19 protein-coding genes are annotated in these 18,176 nt (G+C 69.7%); 7 read left to right on the top strand and 12 right to left on the bottom strand.

Features of this window, described 5'->3' with window-relative positions:
* Positions 1–26: 26 nt before the first annotated feature.
* The gene (locus STVA_RS27215; RefSeq protein ID WP_123690182.1) at positions 27–704 is read right to left on the bottom strand and encodes an HAD hydrolase-like protein; all 678 of its coding nucleotides are present in this window, start codon (positions 702–704) and stop codon (positions 27–29) included.
* A gap of 94 nt (positions 705–798) precedes the next feature.
* Positions 799–1,653 carry a calcium-binding protein gene (locus STVA_RS27210; RefSeq protein WP_123690183.1) on the bottom strand — a complete coding sequence of 285 codons (855 nt, stop codon included), beginning with the start codon at positions 1,651–1,653 and terminating at the stop codon, positions 799–801.
* 152 nt (positions 1,654–1,805) lie between these two features.
* On the opposite strand from STVA_RS27210, the gene STVA_RS27205 reads away from it, so the two are divergent.
* A complete protein-coding gene (locus STVA_RS27205) occupies positions 1,806–2,195 on the top strand; it encodes a DUF350 domain-containing protein (RefSeq protein WP_170216493.1) in 390 nt (129 codons plus the stop codon).
* Between the two features lie 6 nt (positions 2,196–2,201).
* Positions 2,202–3,071: a S1 family peptidase gene (locus STVA_RS27200; RefSeq protein ID WP_123690185.1), complete on the top strand. Its 870-nt coding sequence runs from the start codon at positions 2,202–2,204 to the stop codon at positions 3,069–3,071.
* A 3-nt stretch (positions 3,072–3,074) separates the two neighbouring features.
* Here the strand turns inward: STVA_RS27200 and STVA_RS27195 are convergent, their stop codons facing one another.
* From STVA_RS27195 to STVA_RS27180, 4 genes are all read right to left on the bottom strand, one after another.
* On the bottom strand, positions 3,075–4,079 hold the full coding sequence (locus STVA_RS27195; protein ID WP_123690186.1) for a succinylglutamate desuccinylase/aspartoacylase family protein: 1,005 nt from the start codon (positions 4,077–4,079) through the stop codon (positions 3,075–3,077).
* Positions 4,080–4,149: 70 nt separating this feature from the next.
* The gene (locus STVA_RS27190) at positions 4,150–4,941 is read right to left on the bottom strand and encodes a transporter substrate-binding domain-containing protein (protein WP_123690187.1); all 792 of its coding nucleotides are present in this window, start codon (positions 4,939–4,941) and stop codon (positions 4,150–4,152) included.
* A gap of 69 nt (positions 4,942–5,010) precedes the next feature.
* Positions 5,011–5,682, bottom strand: coding sequence for an amino acid ABC transporter permease (locus tag STVA_RS27185; protein ID WP_123690188.1), 672 nt, complete (start codon positions 5,680–5,682; stop codon positions 5,011–5,013).
* On the bottom strand, positions 5,679–6,344 hold the full coding sequence (locus tag STVA_RS27180; RefSeq protein WP_123690189.1) for an amino acid ABC transporter permease: 666 nt from the start codon (positions 6,342–6,344) through the stop codon (positions 5,679–5,681). Before STVA_RS27180 ends, STVA_RS27185 begins: the two co-directional genes overlap by 4 nt.
* 293 nt (positions 6,345–6,637) lie before the next feature.
* Here STVA_RS27180 and STVA_RS27175 point away from each other — a divergent pair, with 293 nt between their 5' ends.
* The 5 genes from STVA_RS27175 to STVA_RS27155 all read left to right on the top strand — a co-directional run bounded on the left by STVA_RS27175 (position 6,638) and on the right by STVA_RS27155 (position 12,595).
* Entirely contained in the window at positions 6,638–7,738 is a 1,101-nt protein-coding gene (locus tag STVA_RS27175; RefSeq protein ID WP_123690190.1) for a hypothetical protein, read from the top strand.
* A 9-nt stretch (positions 7,739–7,747) separates the two neighbouring features.
* Positions 7,748–9,061 (top strand): hypothetical protein, encoded by a 1,314-nt coding sequence (locus STVA_RS27170; protein WP_142235899.1) that lies wholly within the window; start codon positions 7,748–7,750, stop codon positions 9,059–9,061.
* A 108-nt stretch (positions 9,062–9,169) separates the two neighbouring features.
* Positions 9,170–10,678: a M81 family metallopeptidase gene (locus STVA_RS27165; RefSeq protein ID WP_170216494.1), complete on the top strand. Its 1,509-nt coding sequence runs from the start codon at positions 9,170–9,172 to the stop codon at positions 10,676–10,678.
* A 19-nt stretch (positions 10,679–10,697) separates the two neighbouring features.
* On the top strand, positions 10,698–11,345 hold the full coding sequence (locus STVA_RS27160; protein ID WP_123690192.1) for a hypothetical protein: 648 nt from the start codon (positions 10,698–10,700) through the stop codon (positions 11,343–11,345).
* Entirely contained in the window at positions 11,342–12,595 is a 1,254-nt protein-coding gene (locus STVA_RS27155; protein ID WP_170216495.1) for an MFS transporter, read from the top strand. The genes STVA_RS27160 and STVA_RS27155 overlap by 4 nt, the downstream gene beginning before the upstream one ends.
* A gap of 10 nt (positions 12,596–12,605) precedes the next feature.
* Here STVA_RS27155 and STVA_RS27150 read toward each other — a convergent pair whose 3' ends face one another.
* The 6 genes from STVA_RS27150 to STVA_RS27125 are packed head-to-tail and all read right to left on the bottom strand — an operon-like array spanning position 12,606 to position 18,158.
* Positions 12,606–12,932 (bottom strand): hypothetical protein, encoded by a 327-nt coding sequence (locus tag STVA_RS27150; protein ID WP_123690194.1) that lies wholly within the window; start codon positions 12,930–12,932, stop codon positions 12,606–12,608.
* Between the two features lie 26 nt (positions 12,933–12,958).
* A complete protein-coding gene (locus tag STVA_RS27145) occupies positions 12,959–14,185 on the bottom strand; it encodes a CaiB/BaiF CoA transferase family protein (protein ID WP_338069543.1) in 1,227 nt (408 codons plus the stop codon).
* Positions 14,182–14,994, bottom strand: coding sequence for an SDR family NAD(P)-dependent oxidoreductase (locus tag STVA_RS27140; RefSeq protein ID WP_123690195.1), 813 nt, complete (start codon positions 14,992–14,994; stop codon positions 14,182–14,184). Before STVA_RS27140 ends, STVA_RS27145 begins: the two co-directional genes overlap by 4 nt.
* The gene (locus STVA_RS27135) at positions 14,991–16,331 is read right to left on the bottom strand and encodes a phenylacetate--CoA ligase family protein (RefSeq protein ID WP_197735747.1); all 1,341 of its coding nucleotides are present in this window, start codon (positions 16,329–16,331) and stop codon (positions 14,991–14,993) included. The genes STVA_RS27140 and STVA_RS27135 overlap by 4 nt, the downstream gene beginning before the upstream one ends.
* Entirely contained in the window at positions 16,328–16,981 is a 654-nt protein-coding gene (locus STVA_RS27130) for a TetR/AcrR family transcriptional regulator (protein WP_123690196.1), read from the bottom strand. The genes STVA_RS27135 and STVA_RS27130 overlap by 4 nt, the downstream gene beginning before the upstream one ends.
* Position 16,982: 1 nt before the next feature.
* On the bottom strand, positions 16,983–18,158 hold the full coding sequence (locus tag STVA_RS27125) for an acyl-CoA dehydrogenase family protein (RefSeq protein WP_123690198.1): 1,176 nt from the start codon (positions 18,156–18,158) through the stop codon (positions 16,983–16,985).
* Between the last annotated feature and the right edge of the window lie 18 nt (positions 18,159–18,176).

The following is an 18,176-nucleotide window of genomic DNA, read 5'->3' as shown; positions in this document are numbered from 1 at the left end:
CAGGCTCTGGTCAACCGGGGCGCTGGTCAACCGGGCCGCAGTTCCGCCACGGCGGCGGCCAGTTCGCGGGGATGGGCGATGATGCGGTCGGCGCCGACCGTCCTGAGTTCGTCCGCGCCGCCATAGCCCCAGGCGACGCCGATCACCGGCAGCCCGTTGGCGTGGGCGCCCTCGACGTCGTGGCTCCGGTCACCGACCATCACCACCGTGGCGGGCGACAGCCCCTCGCTGTCCAGGATATGGCGGATCAGGTCGGCCTTGCGGTCGAGCGCGCCGCCCGGCTCGGAGCCATAGATGCACTGGAACCGGGGGGACAGGCCGAAATGGTCGAGGATGCGTCGGGCGAAGACGGTGCGCTTGGCCGTCGCCACATAGAGCGTGCGGCCGGCCACCTGGAGCGCGTCCAGCGCCTCGACGATGCCGTCATAGACGGCGTTCTCGAAGAGCGCGCCGCGGCCGTAATGGTCGCGATAGTTGGTGATCGCCAGGGCCGCCCGGTCGTCGCCGTAATGGGCCAGCACGCGTGGCATGATGCTGTCCGGCGTCGGGCCGATGACGAAGGTGAGGTCGATAGACAGGTCGGGCTCGTGGCCCAGCGAGCGGATCGCGGCGTGGTAGCTGGAGATGATGCCCGGGCGGGAATCGGTCAGCGTGCCGTCGAGGTCGAGCAGGACGGCAACGCCGGCAGGGTTCTTCTGGATCATGGGAGCGTCCCGTCGGGGAGGTTGGCTGGTTGCCCAGCCTAGCCCCCGACGGGATGCGCCACCACCGACCGGATCTAGAAAATCCGGGCAGGGTTCAGAGCAGGAACCAGTCCTGGCTCAGCGAGCCCGTACCGGCGATCGTCAGCTTCGAGTCGCTGCCGAAATCGAGCTCCACGCCGGCGGCGGTGAAGTTGATCGTCGTCGAGGCGATGAAGTCGTTGTAGTCGGTGAAGTCGAAGGACGAGATGTCGATGTCGTCGCCCTGCGCGCCGTTGAAGTCGCGGATGACGTCGCTGCCGTCGCCCTGCATGAAGATGAAGCGGTCGGCGCCGCCGTCGCCCAGCAGGATGTCGTTGCCCTTGTTGCCCCAGATGACGTCATTACCTTCGCCGCCATAGACCGAATCGGCGCCCTGGCCGGCATAGATCGTGTCCGCGCCGGCACCGCCGAAGACCTGGTCGTCGCCCAGGCCGCCCAGCAGCATGTCGTTGCCGGCGCCGCCATCGACATAGTCGTTGTCGAGGTCGCCGGTCAGCGTGTCGGCGCCATCCTCGCCATAGATGGTATCCATGCCCTGGCCGCCGAAGCCGGCATCGTTGCCCGAGCCGCCGCCCAGCAGGTCGTTGCCCAGGCCGCCGGCCAGCACGTCGTCACCCTCGTTGCCGAACAGCCGGTCCTGGCCATTCTCGCCATAGAGGACGTCGGTGCCAGTGCCGCCGCCCAGCGTGTCGTTGTCCGGGCCGCCGGCCAGCAGGTCGTCGCCGTTGCTGCCGTCGAGCTCGTCGGCGCCCTCGTTGCCGAAGACCGCGTCGTTGCCGTCGCCCGCCAGGATCTTGTCGTTGCCAGCCAGGCCGGCCAGCAGATCGTCGCCGTTAAGGCCGAAGAACTGGTCCGCATCGCCGGTGCCGAACTGGACATCGGCATCATTCGTAAGTGTGAAGTTCGCCATGTTCGCCGCTCCCGTGAAGATTGATGCGACGAGGGAACGACGCCGACGCCAAAAGGTTGCATGGCTTCGCGTGACCGACGAACGTTGCTAGGGTCCGACATGGACAAATGCGGGGCGACCGACCAGCCATGATGCCCTTTCTCGACAATCTGATGAACAGCCTTCCGGTATTCCTGGCCCATGTCGGCATCACCCTGGCGATGCTGATCGCGGGCGTGCTCGCCTACGAGGCGATTACCCCCTATCGCGAGCTGGCCCTGGTGCGCGCCGGCAACACGGCGGCGGGGATAGCGCTCGGCAGTGCAATCCTGGGGCTGGCGATCCCGCTGGCGGCCTGCATGGCGCGCTCGGTCGCGGTCTGGGACATCATCGTCTGGGGCGTGGCCGCGCTCATCCTGCAACTGGCGGCCTTCGCCATCGTGTCGCTGCTTCTGAAGCGCCTGCCGGACGCCATCGCCAAGGACGAGCCGGGGGCGGCCTGCGTGCTGGGCAGCGTCCAGCTTGCCGTCGCCCTGGTGATCGCGGCCGCCGTCGGCGGCTGACCGGCCATGGGTCGCCTCTTCCGGCTGATCCTCATCATCGGCGTCCTGGGGTCCATCCTCCACAGCGTCTTCCTGCGCGAGGACCAGCCGGATTTCAGCCAGCCGCGCCGCGGCATGCCGGAGGCCTTCCGCGCGCCCGCCCCGCCGGAATCCTTCCCGCAGCGGCCATTGCCGCCGCCGTCCGCGGCCGACCCGCGCGGCATCATCGAGGTGCCGTCGCGCAGCGGCGACGCCCAGGGCACGGCCGCCGCCATCGACCCCAAGGGGATCTGGCTGACCGCCCGTCACGTCGCCGAGGGCTGCCGCGAGGTGCTGGTGGAGGCCAACGACCGCTGGGTGCGTACGCGGGTCGCTTTGCTGCATCCGCAGACCGACCTGGCGGTGCTGGCGACCCGTGGCGCCCCGCCGGCCTTTCCCATCGCCGGCGGCAATGCCGGCCTGCGCATCGGCCAGAGCGCGTGGGCCGTCGGCTTTCCCAAGAGCGTGCCGTCGGTCGTGGAGGGGCAGTTGCTGGGGCGCGGGCGCATCGGTTTCAGCGGGCGCATGCGCGGCGAGGCCTCCGTCACGGTATGGACCGAGCGCCGCCGCACGCCGGCCGGCGACGGCCCGCTCAGCGGCATCAGCGGCGGCCCGCTGCTCGATGCCGGCGGCCGCATCGTCGGCGTGGCCGTGGCCGCGACCGAGCGGCGCGGCCGCTTCTACGCCGCCTCGCCCGAGAGCCTGGCCGAGATGGTCACCCGCCTGCCGGAAGCCGACCGGCCCGGGCCGGTCCCGCCGCCCGACGTGCGCCTGCAGCCCGAGCGGGCGGCGGCCTTCGGCGCCTGGGCGATGGAGGCGCGCATGGTCACCCGCGTCGGCTGCCGTGGCCAGCGCTGAGGATCAGCCCTCCTCGTAGGGGTTGAGGAGGACGCAGACGCCGTTGCCGCGCTCCACCCGGCCCGGCGCACGCCGGCAGAAAAGATAGCCCGAGCGCCGGAAATGGGCGACCAGCGGCGGCCGACCGGGATCGTCGAGGAAATTGACCTGGCCCGCCGGTTGGCCCTTCTCGACCCAGGTGCCGAGCCGGTGGAACGGCTCGAACAGCCCGTCGGCCGGGGCGAAGACGTAGCTGTCGGCGCCGGCGATCTGCATGAGCTGGGTCGGCTGGCGTTCCGCCGGCGGGTCGGCCGGCAGGACGCCCAGATGGTGCAGCACGTTGCGCACGCCGCGCTCGCACACCTCCAGCCCCTCCAGCGAGACCGCGCCGGCGCTGCCCAGCTCTGACCCGATGACGACGAGGCCGCGGGCGAGCGCTGCCGCCGACGAGGTCCGCCGCTCGCCCATCGTGTCCATGACGACGGTCAGGGGCGCGTTGAAGGCCAGCACCGCGTCCAGCGTCCGCCGCCGCAGTGCCGCGTCGTCCGGGCGCTGCATCATCACGCTGGGGATGAGGTCGAGCGAGGACCCGCCCGAATGCAGGTCCATGAAGACGTCCGCCAGCGGGAACAGCACGCTGTCGACATAATGCGAGATCTGCTCGGTCGGGCTGCCCAGCGGGTCGCCCGGAAAGGTGCGGTTCATGTTCTTGCCATCGGCGGGCGACACCCGGTTGCCGGCGCGCACCGCCGGCAGGTTGATCGCCGGCACGAAGATCAGGCGCCCGCGGATCGTCCGTGGGTCGAGGTCGCGGATGAGGCGGCCCAGCACGATCGGCCCCTCATACTCGTCGCCATGGTTCCCGCCCATCAACAGGACGGTCGGACCGTCGCCGTTGCGGATGACGGCGGCCGGCACCGGGATCACCCCCCAGGCGTCGCTGTGCGGCGAATAGGGCAGGTTGAGGAAGCCGACCTGCCGCCCCTCCCGCTCATAGTCGAGGTCGGTGAAGATCGGCGAGGCGGACATGGGAGAGGCTCCGGCAGAAGCTGGGCGGCGGCCCCCGTGGGAGCCGCCGCCATCGGTCAGGGACGTTGGCTCAGAACACCGGCAGTTCGGGCATCTTGTAGCCGGCCCACTTCTCGAACAGGCGGCCGAAGTCGCCCGTCAGCTTGTGGAAATAGACGAAGGTGTTGACCCATTGCAGGAAGTCCGCGTCGCCGCGGCGCACGCCGATGGCGCCCGGCGACAGGCGGATCGTGTATTTGATGTCGAGGTTCTTGGCCGGATTGCGCTTGGCGATCTCGATCGCCAGCAGGTCGGCCGTGGCGATGATGTCGACCTGGCCCGACAGCAAGGCGGCCGTTGTCGTGGCGTCATCCTCGAAGCGGATGATCTGCGAGCCCTCCGGCGCCAGGCGCGTGAAGTCGAGGTCCTGGGTCGTGCCGCGGGTGATGCCGACCTTCATCCCCTTGGTCGACGCCATGTCGGCGATCGGCTTGTCCTTGGGCCCCAGCACCACGAGGCTGAGGGCGACGTAGGGGTTCGAGAACGAGACCGACAGCGCCCGCTGCGGCGTGATGCCGAAGGTGGCGACGACCACGTCCACCTTGTTCGTCAGCAGGAATGGCACCCGGTTGGGGCCGGTCAGCGGCACGATCTCCAGCTTCACGCCGAGGTCCTTGGCCAGCATCTCCGCCACCTCGACGTCATAGCCGGCGGGCTTCTGCTGGGCGTCGGTCAGGCCGTAGGGCGGCACGCCGAGGTCGATCCCGACCTTCACGGTGCCGCGCTTGACGATGTCGTCGAGCGCCCCCGCCGCGGCGGTCAGGGTCATGAACGGCAGCAGCAGCAAGGGCAGCAGCAACAGGCGGGCGACGAGACGGCGCATGACCAGACCTCCTTGGCGTTGCGGGCCGGTTCTCCGCCGGCCCCCGGGTTCGCTACGGCGTCCGAGTCTTCACGGAACCGCGCGCATCGGCAGGCCGCCGGTGTTGAGGCGGCGTTCCAGCCGGCGGCTCAGCAGCGACAGCGGGAAGCAGAGGGAAAAATATAGGAGCGCCACGACGATGAAGACCGAGAAGGGCTGGAAGGTGGCGTTGTTGATGACCTGGCCCGCCCGCGTCAGCTCGACATAGCCCACGATCGAGGCGAGCGAGGTGTTCTTCACCACCTGCACCATGAAGCCGACGGTGGGCGGAATGGCGATGCGCACGGCCTGGGGCAGAACGACGAGCCAGACGACGTAGAGGAAGCGCAGGCCGAGCGCCCGGGCTGCCTCCCACTGGCCGGCCGGGATCGCCTGGATGCAGCCGCGCCAGATGTCGGCCAGGAAGGCCGCGGCATAGAGGATGAGGGCGGTCGAGGCGGCCACGATCGCCGGCACGTCCCAGCCGAAAATGCCGAAGCCGAAATAGAAGATGAAGAGCTGCATCAAGAGCGGCGTGCCCTGGAAGAGCTGGACGTAGCCGGCCACCAGCCAGCGGCCCGGCCGCCAGGGCGCGATGCGCAGGATGGTGAGCGCCAGCCCCAGCAGCCCGCCGCCCGCGAAGGCGATCGCCGACAGCATCACCGTCCAGCGCATGGCGGTGACGAGGTAGAGGACCTCGCCCGGGCCGAAGTCGCGGATCATCGGCCGCGCTCGAAAAGTGCCCAGTGGACGCCGCGGAAGAAGCCGCGGAAGAGCAGCGCCAGCGCCAGGTACATCAGCGTCACCACCCCGTAGATCTCGAAGCTGCGGAAGGTGCGCGACTGCATGAAGTTGGCAGCGAAGGTCAGCTCCTCGGCCGAGATCTGCGAGACGACGCTGGTCGCCAGCATCATCAGGGTGAACTGGCTGGCGAGCGCCGGGTAGACCGTCTTCAGCGCCGGGAAGAGGATGAGGAAGCGGAACACCAGGAACCGGCTGAGGCCGAGCGCCCGGCCCGCCTCGATCTGGCCGCGCGGCACCGCCTCGATGCCGGCCCGCACGATCTCGGTGCAGTAGGCGCCCGTGTTGATGGTGAGCGTCAGCAGGGCAGCCGTGCCGGCCGACATGCGGATGCCGAGGCTGGGCAGGCCGAAGAAAATGAGAAAGAGCTGGACCAGGAAGGGCGTGTTGCGGATCGCCTCGACATAGCCCGCGATCGCCCAGCGCATCCAGCGCGGCCCGTTCGCCCGACCCCAGCCGCCGGCCACGCCGATCGCCAGCCCCAGCACGATGCCGGCGGCGGACAGCAGGACGGTCAACCACGCGCCCCACAGGAGCTGGTCGAAGCCGGCGAAGACCGATCCGAACTGGAACTGGTAGGCCAAGGCCGACGCCTCGTGCCCTCATGGCGGGAACAGGACGCTAGCGTTCGCGCGCGGCTGGCGTCAATGGCCGCCGGGCGGCAATCCGCGCCTATCGCACTTGGTCATTGAGGGTTCTTACCAAGCGTCGCTCCGGTAGGAATACTTTCTCCATCGCGGATGGGTAGGGGCGGTGCTCAATAGACGCTCTACTCCTCCCACGGCCGATTCCGCTTCCGGTCTGTGTGCTCGACGCGTTTGGTCGTCCAGTTTTTGCGCTCGTTCGAGGCCCCCTGCGAAACGATCGATGGTTGTGCATGATGCGGATCAGCGATGATCGCGCGTGCCAGTATGGAGGCGATAAGTTGGACAGTGTCATCCTCGGCGGTTTGGCGCGGGAGCCCACGACAGCGGTGGCCGGGCAGATCGAAGGCTGGGACGCTTCCGACGTGCTATGGCGTCTGGGAAGGTCGATAAAGAGTGGCGGAGAGCGCCTCGTACCGGAACAGGTTCAGGCGAGATTCTCCGATTTTGCTGGGCGTCTTCAGTTGAACGGGCGCGGAGATGGCGGATTGCTGTTGTTCGATCAGCCCTTCGATCTGCCGTTAATGAAGTTTACCCGCCTGTGCGATCATTTGGCACTGACCCTGTCGGCCCCACCGACGCGTGCCTCAATAAACGAGATCTGCGGTCGCATTGAGGAAGCCATGATTGCCATCCTGCGGCGGGTCGACGAACGCTCGCTATCGGACCGGCTACGCTGGAAAGTCAAGATGGGCTTCAATGGCGGAACAGTGATAGAGGCGACCCAGTACATTCTGGCCAGGCTGTTCGAACAGCTGGCGCGCGACTTTTCTGCCATGAGTATCGACGAGCAGAAACGCGTGGCGGAGCAGATCGCCAATGCGATTGACCGTCTCGATCCGGCAACACAGGCAATGGTTCGGGAAAGGTTGGATATCGATCGAATCGGTGCTGACGCGCTCCTGCGCACCGGTGCGATCGCATCGCTCGGTACCGGGCTTGGCACTGCCGTCGCGGTGGGAGGCTTCGGATCCTATACGCTCGTCACCTCCACCATCGCCTCGGTTGCGGGGGTGTTTGGCCTCACTCTTCCCTTCAAGTTCTACATTCTCGCCACGTCGTCGCTGGCGTTCCTTTCCAGCCCGATCACGCTGGCGGTTTTGGCCGTGGGCGGCGGCGCATTGCTGCGGGCACGAGCGAACCGGAGCATCCGTGAACGCTACCTTACCGTCCTGGCAGCTCTATCGGTGGTCGCCCGCGGCAACCCGTCCGAGCATGCCGATCCCGTCGAGGCCTTCGTCGCACATGCTCGTGCCCGCTATCGGGAGTTCGTGGTGGCCGATGACGCTCGGCAGCGCCGCTATCGATCGGCCTTCCCTTCGTTCCGGCTGTAGAAGCGCCCGATGGCATCCCAGGCCCCACCGTCGCTTCGCAGTTTGCCGCTCGATCCGGCGAGCCTCCACCACCCGCTCGAACCCACTCCCGATCGCGCATCGTACGTCTCGAAACTGCTGCTCGGCGACTTGGCCGGCTATGGCGGACTGACCGCCGCCGATCTCCTCTATGATGCTTTCCGTCTCGATCCAACTGCCATCGCGGGCATCGACTTCGTCCGAAGTGAGGATCTGTCGGATATCTTTCGCTTCTCTAAGTTCGCCTGCGATATTCAGGCGATGGCACCGGCCAAGTTCGCAGGCAATATCGCTCAGTTGAAAGGGTATGTGGCCGAGCGTGCAGCCGCTGCGGCATTGATGGCGGAAGGTGCGGACGTATCTTTTCCGGGAACAGCGACGGAACCGGGATGGGATCTGCTGGTCAACGGCGACCGCTTCCAGGTGAAGTGCCTGGGCTCACCTCGGGGCGTTTACGAACACATCGACCGCTATCCCGATATCCCAGTTATCACCAACTGCGAATTGGCGCCGTTCTTCAACGGCGACGTTCGTGTCATGCCGATAACCTCGCTCAGCAACGGTCAAGTCGAGGCGACCACAAGGTCGACGCTCAACGCCGGCACTGATCTGCTGGACCTCCAGATCCCCCTAATCGCATCCGGGGTGGCGGCCGCGCGGGCCGGCCTTGCTCTCCTGCGCCAGGAGTCCGATCCGGCATCCGCCATAGGCGCGGCAGCCGCCCAAGCGATGGGAGGGACGCTCGGTGGCAAGGCTGGCTCCGTCGTGACAGCGGCCGGCCTAGGGTTGCTCGGTGTCACTGGGGGGTGGTTGCTCATCATTGGTCCCGCAATTGGCTCAGCAGCCGGGATGTGGGGTAGCCGGCTGGCGCTGAATGCGCTTGGCCGAACCGTCCTGTGCCGTAGCTCAGCAAGCGCGCTTGATGGAGAGATGCGGGCATTCGCCGCCGCCGCGGCCGAAGTAGTTCAACGAATGCTGGACACCAGCTCGCGTCATTTGGCAGCCATCGAGACATTGCGCTCGCACAGCGGCACATTCGCTACCGCCCTACATGTGGATTGGCGATCCCGCGTCGAGCGAGAAATCGAGCATCGCACACACTTTCGGCACCGCCTTCGGGCGGCGGCTGCCGCACCTGGAAGCATCGATCCTTCCCTTAGCGATCCGCGCGAGGTTGCAGCACGGCTTATGTGGACGGCCGCCCGTGCCGGCGTGCTGCCGGTGAACGTCGGTCGCCAACTGCAGGCCTTGCATGGTTCGGCCAAAGCCTATGGTAGTGCACTGCAACGCTGGTTGTTGAGATAAACCCAGGGCAATCGGCCCGCCGCGATGCTCGACGGGCACCCGGCGATCTGCCAAAATCTTGGGCATCCCCACTTCCCTCCCCCTGCCCCCGATCCAGAGGTATTCCCCATGAGGCGCGTGCTGTGCGCGGTGATGGCGCATGAGACCAACACCTTCAGCAAGGACCCGACCGACCTTGCCGCGTTCAAGCGGCGCGACTTCTACCTGGGCAACCAGATCCCCGAGGCGCGCCGCGGCACGCGCTCCAACTTCGGCGGCAGCTTCGAGGCGGCCGACAAGTTCGGCTGGCAGCTGATCCACCCGATCAACGCCAGCGCCAACCCGTCCGGCACCGTCACGCGCGAGGCGTTCGAGTATCTGGTCGGCCAGATCCTGGACGCGGTCGACCAGGCAGGCGGCATCGACGCGGCCCTGCTGCACCTGCACGGCGCCATGGTGGCCGAGGGTTTCGAGGATGCCGAGGGCGAGCTGCTGCGCCGCCTGCGCGAGAAGGTGGGGCCGAAGGTGCCGATCGCCGTCACGCTCGACCTGCACGGCAACATCACGCCCCTGATGGCGGAATCGGCCAATGCGCTGATCGCCTTCAAGACCTACCCGCATATCGACCAGTACGAGTGCGCCTGGAAGGGTGCCGAGATCCTCGAGCGGGCCATGAACGGCGAGATCGAGCCGCGCGTCGTGCTGGCCAGGCGCGCCATGCTGACCGGCCTCGACATGGGCCGCACCCAGGGCGGCCCGATGAAGGAACTGGTCGACCAGGGTATCGCGCTGGAAGAGAAGGGCGACCTGCTCAGCGTCTCGGTCTTCGCCGGCTTCCCGCATTCCGACATCCGCGAGGTCGGCCCCAGCGTGGCGATCGCCTATGACGCCAAGGCCGCCGGCCGGGCGGAGGAAGCCCGCGCGACCGCCGAACGCTTCATGGACCGCTGCTGGGAAACCCGCGACTTTGCCGCGCTCACCTTCCTGACGCCCGAGCAGGCGGCGAAGAAGGCCAAGGCCGAGGAGCAGGGCGTGACCAAGCCGCTGGTCATCGCCGACTACACCGACAATCCGGGCGGCGGCGGCTATGGCGACACGACGGCGCTGCTGAAGGCGATGATCGACGCCGACCTGCAGAACGCCGCCTTCCACGCCATCTGCGACCCCGAGGCGATCGCCGAGGGCATCAAGGCCGGCGTCGGCAACACCGCCACCATCTCGGTCGGCGGCAAGTGGGACCCGACCAAGGGCGGCGGGCCGCTGACGCTGACCGGCAAGGTCCGCGTCATCAATGACGGCGAGGTCTGGGCCTATGGCCCGATGGGCGGCGGCGTGCGGCGCGAGTACGGCCTCAGCATGGTCTTCCGGGTCGGCGGCATCGACATCGTCTTCATCACCAACAACGGCCAGGCCCTGGACCTCGGGCAGTACACGGCGCTGGGCATCGATCCGGCGCGCAAGGCCACGGTGGCGGTGAAGTCGATGCACCACTTCCGGGCGGCCTTCCAGCCGATCTCCCGCGAGGTGATCGTGGTCGATTCGAACTCCCTGTGCTCGGAGAACTTCAAGACCTTCACCTTCAAGAACGCCCACCGGCCGATCTGGCCGCTGGACGAGATCACCGACCCCAGCCGGTGATCGGAGCGGCGTTCCGTCGGTGATCCTGACGACGTTCGACGCGGCGGCACTGCCGGCGGCGCTTGCCGGCTTTGCCGAACGCCTTATGGACCAGGGACCCGCCGGACGGACGGCGGCGGCCCGGGCATTCGCCCGGATCGCCGCCAGCGGCCGCCATGGCGGGCCGGAGGACACGGCCGCGCGCCGGGCGCAGGCCGTGGCCTTCGCGCGGTCGCTCGGCATCCCCACCCTGGCGGAGGCGCCGGCCGACGCCTTCTCCTGGGACGGGTCGGTCCTGCGCACCGACAGCGAGGCCTGGGTGATCCTGCACGAGGTCGCCCACTGGCTGCTGGCACCGCCCTGGCGGCGGGGCCTGCGCGACTTCGGCTTGGGGGCCGGGCCGGAAACCGGCCGCAAGCCCGAGGCCGACCAGGACCGCCGCCTCGACGAGACGGCGCTGGCAGCCGAGGAAGCCGAGGCCTCGCTGCTGGGCATCCTGCTGGAGGCCGCCCTCGACCAGCCCGCCCTCCACGCCTTCCTGGAGCAGAACTGGCTGGAAGGCTGGCAGCGGCCCTCGACCGCCGACTATTTTGCCGCCGTCGTCGGCCGCCTGCTGGCCCAGGGGATGATCGACGCCGACGGATGGCCGACCGCGGCCCCCCGCCGGACCAGCCATCGCGCCGCATGATGCGACGGACGATCGCGGGGCGGACGATCGCGGGCACGCCGTCGACGGGGCGGATCGTCGCGCTGGTCTTCCTGCCGTTCGCGGCGGGCTATTTCTGTTCCTACCTGCTGCGGACGGTGAATGCGGTCGTGGCGCCGGACCTGGTGCGCACGATTGGCCTGACCGCGGGCGACCTGGGGTTGCTGACCTCGGCCTACCTGCTGTCCTTCGCGCTGCTGCAGGTGCCACTCGGCGTGGCGCTCGACCGCTGGGGCCCGCGCCGGGTGCAGGTGGCGCTCCTGTCCACCGCCGTCGTCGGCATCCTCCTCTTCTCGCAGGCCGAAACGCGGACCGGCCTGTTCCTGGCACGCGCCGTCATTGGCCTCGGCATGGCCGGCGGGCTGATGGCCGCCCTGAAGGCGATCACCCAGTGGTTCCCGCGCGAGCGTTGGCCGCTGGTCAATGGCTGCTTCATGGCGACGGGTGGCCTGGGGGCGCTGGCCGCCACGGCCCCGGCCGAGGCGCTGCTGCATGTGACGGACTGGCGCGGGCTGTTTCTCGGGCTGGCCGGCATGACCGCGGTCGCCGCCGTGCTGATCCTGCTGGTGGTGCCGGACAAGCCGGGTGCGGCCCCCGCCGGCCGGCTGCGCGACCAGTTCGCGGCCGTGGGCACGATCTATCGCGACCCGTTCTTCTGGCGGGTGACCCCCGTCGCGGTGACCACGCTCGGCATCGCGACCGCGATCCAGACCTTGTGGGCCGGCCCATGGCTGCGCGACGTGGCCGGCTTCGACCGCGAGACGACGGCCGCCTATCTCTTCGCGGTCGCCGCCGCCCTGACCGCCGGCTTTGCCCTGTCGGGCGTGGTCACCGACCTGCTGGTGCGGCGCGGCGTGCCGCTGACCCGCATCCTGGGCGGGGCCGTCGCCCTGCTGATAGTCGTCCAGGCGCTGTTGACCTTCGGGGCTGGCCTGCCCGTCCTGCTGCTGTGGGTGCTGTTCGGTTTGCTGTCGAACGGGGCGGTGGTCTTCTTCCCCATCCTCAACCGCCACTTCCCCGCGGCCATCGCCGGCCGCGTCAACACCGCGACCAACCTGCTGAACTTCGGCATCGGCTTCCTGGCCCAGGCAGCGATCGGCTGGATCGTCGACCTGTGGCCGGCAGTCGACGGCCGCTACCCGGCCGAGGCCTATCGCTGGGCCTTTGCCACCATGCTGGGCTTCCAGGTGGCGGCACTGCTGTGGTTCCTGTGGCCGCAGCGCCGCCGATAGCCGCGCGCGCCTACGCCTTCAGGGCCCCGTGCTTCACCAGGATGGCGCGGATCGCGGCCTCGGTCTCGGGATAGACGTCGGGGTCGATGGCCGAGATACGGGCCGGCCGGCCGGCCGCGCGGTTGACGATGCGCGCGGTCCAGCCAGCATAGTGCAGGATCACGTCCTCGCCCAGGTTGCGGCCATAGTCGCCGGGCAGCGCGCGGTGGGCGGCGTCGATCGAACCGCTCGCCATCGCCACGATCTCGCGCATCGCCCCCTTGGGGATCGAAGCGCCGCGGCCCTTCAGTTCCTTGATGAACAGCCGTTCCAGGCTGTCGCCGAATATCCCGAACATCGTCCGCTCCCTTGGCCAGGGTGCGGTTATAGCCGCGCCGGACCCGATCCGGAAACCGCCCCCTCGCCATGCAGGGTGGCGATGCGCTCGGGCGTGTAGCCCAGCACCCCGGCCAGCACCGCATCGGTGTCCTGCCCCAGCAGCGGCGGCGGCCGCGGCGGCACCACCGGCGTATCGGACAGCCGCAGCGCGCTCGCCACCAGCCGCAGCGGCCCGATCGTCGGATGGTCGACCGTCGCCACCATGCCGCGCGCCAGCACCTCGGGCGCGCCCAGGGCTGCCGGCACGTCGCGCACGATGCCGGCCGGCACGCCCGCCGCCTCCAGCCGGGAGAACCATTCGGCCGTCGTGCCGCCGGCAAAGATCGCCTCCAGCAGGGGCACCAGCACCTGGCGGTGGGCGACGCGATCGACGTTGCGCACGAAGCGCGGGTCCTGGGCCAGGTCGGCCCGGTCGAGCGCGCGTCGGCACAGGGCCTGGAACTGCAGGTCGTTGCCGCAAGCCAGCGCCACCATCCCGTCGGCGGTGGCGAAGATCTGGTAGGGCACCGTGGTCGGGTGGGCATTACCCCAGCGTCCCGGCGCCTTGCCCGAGACGAGCCAGGCACTGCCGACATTGACCAGCGCCGCCACCGTCGAATCCAGCAGCGCGATGTCGATGAGCTGGCCCCGGCCGGTGCGGCCGCGGGCGATGAGGGCGGCCAGGATCGCCTGGGTCGCGTCCTTGCCGGTCAGCACGTCGCATATGGCGACGCCGACCTTCATCGGCGCGCCGTCGGCCGCCCCGGTGATCGCCATCAGCCCGCCCTCGGCCTGGACCACGAAGTCGTAGCCCGGCCGGTCAGCCATCGGGCTGGACCGGCCATAGGCCGAGATCGAGCAATAGATCAGGCGCGGGTTGGCGGCCGACAGGGTTTCCCAGTCGAGCCCGTACTTGGCCAGGGCCCCGGCCCGGTAGTTCTCGACCAGCACGTCGGCCCTGGCGGCCAGGTCGCGCACGACCGCCTGTCCACCCGGCGTCCGCAGGTCGACGGCGATGCCCTTCTTGTTGCGGTTTACGGCCAGATAGTAGGCGCTCTCGCCCTCCGCGAAGGGCGGACCCCATTTGCGGGTGTCGTCGCCGCCATCCGGGTTCTCGACCTTCCAGACCTCCGCGCCGAGGTCGGCCAACGTCATCGTGCACCAGGGGCCGGCCAGCACGCGCGACAGGTCGAGCACCCGAATGCCGTCGAGCGGCGGGGTCATATCGGTCATGGCGCCGCCGGGGCCTCGATCAGGTGCAGGCCGGATCCCAGGTGGGCGCCGCCATCGACCTGGAGCATCTGCCCGGTGATCATGGCCGCGGCCGGCGAACCCAGGAACGCGGTCAGCTCGGCCACCTCGTCCACCGTCGTCGTCCGGCCGAGCGGGGTGGCGGCCACCAGCCGGTCGAGGATCGCCTGGCCCGCCTCGCCCGCCAGCCCGCCGGTGACGACAGTGCCAGGGCCGATGCAGTTGAGCCGGATGCCGGCCGGCGCCCATTCCAGCGCCAGCGTGCGCGTCAGCGCCAGGACCCCGGCGCGGGCCGCGATCGAATGCGCCATGCCCATCGAGCCGCGGTCGACGCCCGACAACGAGATGTTGACGACGGCCGCCCCCCGGCCGGCCGCTGCCGCCCGCGCCAGGAAGGGGTGTGCCGCGCGGGTGACGGTGAAGACCGCGGTCAGGTTGAGATCGATGACCGCGGCCCAGCCGCGGGCCGATATCTCGGTCGCAGGCGCGAAGAACTGCCCGCCGGCATTGTTCACGAGCAGGTCGATGCCGTCCGCCTCGCCGGCCTCATGGATGAAGGCTGTGGCCGCCTCGGCCTCGCGCAGGTTGACCGCGACATGGCGGAAGCGGCCGCCGGCGGCGGCCACGAGGCGCCCCGTCTCCTCCAGCCGGCCGGCGGTACGGCCGCAACCGACGACGCTGGCGCCAAGCGACGCCAGGCGCAGCGCGATCGCCCGGCCGATGCCGCTGCCCGCACCCGTGACGACGGCGACGCGGCCGGCCAGCGCGCCCGCCGCCAGCACCGCCGTCATTGGCGGACCAGCCGCTTTGCCTTGTGGGTGAAGCGCTCCAGCGCCATCGGCGCCAGCACCTCGACCGTGGCCCGAACCAGCAGCTTCGTGCGGATCGCATCTGCCAGGCGATGGCCGATGTCGGCCGGGGCGTCGGCGGCGGCCTCGACCTGCAGGCGGATGCCGGTCGGAAAGCCGGTCGCGGGGTCGCGCACGGTTTCGTCCAGGATGATGCGGTACTCGTCCGCCAGACCCGGCATGGCGCGCACCACATCCTCGACCGCGGTCGGGAACAGGTTGACGCCGCGGATGACGATCATGTCGTCGGCCCGGCCCCGCACCCCGCCCGGCAGGCGGGCATGGGTCCGCCCGCAGGCGCAGGGCCGGCTGTCGCGCACGACGATGTCGCCGGTCGCCCAGCGCACCAGCGGGAAGGCCTGCTTGTCGAGATGGGTCAGCACCAGCATGCCGGGCGTGCCGTCGGGGACGGCGGCACCCGTTGCCGGGTCGATCACCTCGACATGGGCGAAATCCTCCACCAGGTGGCCGCCCGCCTGTGCCGCGCAGTCCCAGGCGATCGGCTGGAATTCCAGGCTGCCATAGCAGTCGAAGACCTTGGCATCCCACAGCGCCTCCAGCCGGGCGCGGGTCGCGGGCACGCCCGCCCCCGGCTCGCCGCCGACGCCGATATGGCGCACCTTGGACTGGCGCAGGTCGCGGCCCATGCGCTGGGCCACCTCGGCCAAGTGGGCCGCGAAGGACGGCGTGGCCATGATCGTCGTCGTGCCATAGGCGAACAGCGTCTCGATCTGCCGCTCGGTGTCACCGCTGCCGCCGGGAATGACCATGCAGCCGATGCGCTCGAAGGCCGCGGTGGCGCCGAGCCCGCCGACGAACCAGGGATAGGAGAAGAGGCACTGGAAGACGTCGCCCCGGCGCACGCCCTGGCTGTAGGCGGCCCGGCCGTAGAGATCGGCCCAGCGCGCCAGGTCGGGCCCGGTCCAGGCATCGGGCGTCGGGCGGGACGTGGTGCCGGACGAGAAATGCAGCCGGCGCACCGCCGCCGGGTCGCACGCAAGCGCGCTGCCCCAGGGCGGCCCGTCGTCGAGGGCCGCCATGTAGTCCTGCTTGGTCGTGAGTGGCAGGCGCGCCAGGTCGGCCGGCTCGCGAAAGTCCGCCGCCCGGAACCCGGCCGCGGCGAAGCGTGCGCGGTAGAAGGCGCTGTTGGCCTCCACATAGGCGAGCTGGGTCGCCAATGCCTTTTTCTGGAAGGCGGCCAGGCAGTCGCGCGACCAGCTCTCGGCCTTGCTCCACTGCGTCGGCGACCAGGGTGTCGCACTGTCGTTCTCGATCGTCACGGCCGCAGCCCCCGCACCACGAATTCCACCATCTCGTCGGCGATCGCGGCCTGGGCCGCCGCATCCTCCGGCTGGCGCGGCCGATACCAGACCGTCAGCCAGTTGAGCGAGCCCAGGATCGGCTTCACCGCGCGGCGCGCCACCACCGGGCGGAACTCGCCCGATGTCACGCCCGCCTCCAGCACGCCGACGAACAGCGCCTCGTAGGCGTCGCGCATCTGGATGACGCCTTCGAGCGCGCTGCGCTGGCGCTCGGTCACCTGACCCGCCAAGTGGCGCTCCAGCCCCTGCACCGACACGCGCTGGAAGGGAAAGCTCGCCATCAGCAGCAGCGCATGGGCCCGCACCATGCCGGCGATCCGCGCCGCGGCGGGGCCAGGGGCGGCCGCCAGCGGCGTCATCTCGTCCAGCATCCGCTGCATGGCGTAGCGGTGGATGTCGAGGAAGATGTCCGCCTTGCTGCGGTAGTAGTGGTAGACGCGGCCCTTGGTGGCGCCCAGCCGGTCGGCGATGTCGTCGATCGTGGTGGCGGTATAGCCGCGCTCGGTGAAGGCGGCGGCCGCCGCCTCCAGGATGGCGTCCCGCCCCTCGCCGCGGGCGGCCGGCCGCGCGCCGCTGGGCGGCTCGGCATCGGCGGGCAGGCCGGCCATGTCAGCCCCCTCCGGCGGCTGTCTCGGCCTCGGCCTCGGCCTTGATCGCGCGGCCGATGACGACGCGCTGGATTTCCGAGGAGCCCTCATAGACCTCGGTGATGCGCTGGTCGCGATAGAGCCGCTCCACCAGGTTGGGCTTGCAGTAGCCCTCGCCGCCCCAGACCTGGACCGCCACGTCGACCGCCTTGTGGGCCACCTCGGTCGCGTAGAGCTTGGCCATGGCGCCCGGGAGCGAGATGTTCTCCCCCCGGTCGTAGGCGGCCGCGGCCTCGTACATCATCATGCGGGCGGCCGACACGGTCGTCGCCACGTCGGCAAGCTGGAACGAGATGCCCTGGAAGTCGACGATCGGCTGGCCGAAGGCGATGCGCGAGGCGGCCCGGTCGCGCGCCGCCTCGTAGGCAGCCAGGGCGATCCCCATCGACTGGGCGGCCACCACCACCCGGCCGACATCCAGCGTCTTGAAGGCCAGGCGGAGCGCGCGGCCCTCGGTGCCGACCAGGTCCTCGGCCGCCACCAGCGTGTCGAGCTTCAGGTTGCTGGTGCGGGTGCCGCGGATGCCCATCTTGTCGGAATAGTGGTCGACCGCCACGCCCGGCCGCTCCTTGTCGACGACGAAGGCGCTGATGCCGCGTGGGCCCGCGGCCGGGTCGGTGCGGGCGAAGACGACGTAGTAGCGCGAGATGCCGCCATTGCCGATCCAGTACTTCTCGCCGCGCAGGCGCCAGCCGTCGCCTTCGCGCACGGCCGTCGTCGCCAGCGCAGCGGCGTCGGAGCCCGACCCCTGCTCGCTCAGCGCGAAGCTGATCGAATGACCACGGGCGAGCTCGCCCAGATATTTTGCCTTCTGCTGCGGCGTTCCTTCGAGCAGGATGGGGAAGGCGCCGAGCTGATAGGTGGAGATGATCGCGGCCGTCGTGGCGCAGCCGGCGGCGACCGCCTCGGCCGCCGCGGTCAGCGCCGTCAGCGAGGCGCCGCTGCCGCCGAATTCCCGCGGCAGGAACATGCCGCAGAGGCCGCTTTCGACCATGACCGGGATGGATTCATGGGGGTAGCGCTGGTCGCGGTCGATCTCGGCTGCCAGCGGGGCGAAATGGGTCCTGGCCAGCGTCTGGGCACGCGCCTGCCATTCCGCCGCTTCGGCATCCAGCCGCGGCCCCCAGATCACAGACATCCCATCCTCCCGATCCCT

It is taken from the genome of Stella humosa (assembly GCF_006738645.1).
Classification (GTDB): Bacteria; Pseudomonadota; Alphaproteobacteria; order ATCC43930; family Allostellaceae; genus Allostella; species Allostella humosa.
Note: the sequence above shows the minus strand (reverse complement) of the source record. Positions and strands in the feature narration are given on the sequence as shown.

What these genes read in the sequence shown, in the direction of transcription:
- STVA_RS27190 (WP_123690187.1), bottom strand. Translation starts at nt 4,941, where the DNA reads ATGCGCCGTCTCGTCGCCCGCCTGTTGCTGCTGCCCTTGCTGCTGCTG.
- STVA_RS27140 (WP_123690195.1), bottom strand. Translation starts at nt 14,994, where the DNA reads ATGACGGCGGTGCTGGCGGCGGGCGCGCTGGCCGGCCGCGTCGCCGTC.
- STVA_RS27175 (WP_123690190.1), top strand. Translation starts at nt 6,638, where the DNA reads ATGATGCGGATCAGCGATGATCGCGCGTGCCAGTATGGAGGCGATAAG.
- STVA_RS27205 (WP_170216493.1), top strand. Translation starts at nt 1,806, where the DNA reads ATGAACAGCCTTCCGGTATTCCTGGCCCATGTCGGCATCACCCTGGCG.
- STVA_RS27195 (WP_123690186.1), bottom strand. Translation starts at nt 4,079, where the DNA reads ATGTCCGCCTCGCCGATCTTCACCGACCTCGACTATGAGCGGGAGGGG.
- STVA_RS27145 (WP_338069543.1), bottom strand. Translation starts at nt 14,185, where the DNA reads ATGACCGATATGACCCCGCCGCTCGACGGCATTCGGGTGCTCGACCTG.
- STVA_RS27200 (WP_123690185.1), top strand. Translation starts at nt 2,202, where the DNA reads ATGGGTCGCCTCTTCCGGCTGATCCTCATCATCGGCGTCCTGGGGTCC.
- STVA_RS27170 (WP_142235899.1), top strand. Translation starts at nt 7,748, where the DNA reads ATGGCATCCCAGGCCCCACCGTCGCTTCGCAGTTTGCCGCTCGATCCG.
- STVA_RS27125 (WP_123690198.1), bottom strand. Translation starts at nt 18,158, where the DNA reads ATGTCTGTGATCTGGGGGCCGCGGCTGGATGCCGAAGCGGCGGAATGG.
- STVA_RS27155 (WP_170216495.1), top strand. Translation starts at nt 11,342, where the DNA reads ATGATGCGACGGACGATCGCGGGGCGGACGATCGCGGGCACGCCGTCG.
- STVA_RS27150 (WP_123690194.1), bottom strand. Translation starts at nt 12,932, where the DNA reads ATGTTCGGGATATTCGGCGACAGCCTGGAACGGCTGTTCATCAAGGAA.
- STVA_RS27130 (WP_123690196.1), bottom strand. Translation starts at nt 16,981, where the DNA reads ATGGCCGGCCTGCCCGCCGATGCCGAGCCGCCCAGCGGCGCGCGGCCG.
- STVA_RS27210 (WP_123690183.1), bottom strand. Translation starts at nt 1,653, where the DNA reads ATGGCGAACTTCACACTTACGAATGATGCCGATGTCCAGTTCGGCACC.
- STVA_RS27215 (WP_123690182.1), bottom strand. Translation starts at nt 704, where the DNA reads ATGATCCAGAAGAACCCTGCCGGCGTTGCCGTCCTGCTCGACCTCGAC.
- STVA_RS27185 (WP_123690188.1), bottom strand. Translation starts at nt 5,682, where the DNA reads ATGATCCGCGACTTCGGCCCGGGCGAGGTCCTCTACCTCGTCACCGCC.
- STVA_RS27165 (WP_170216494.1), top strand. Translation starts at nt 9,170, where the DNA reads ATGAGGCGCGTGCTGTGCGCGGTGATGGCGCATGAGACCAACACCTTC.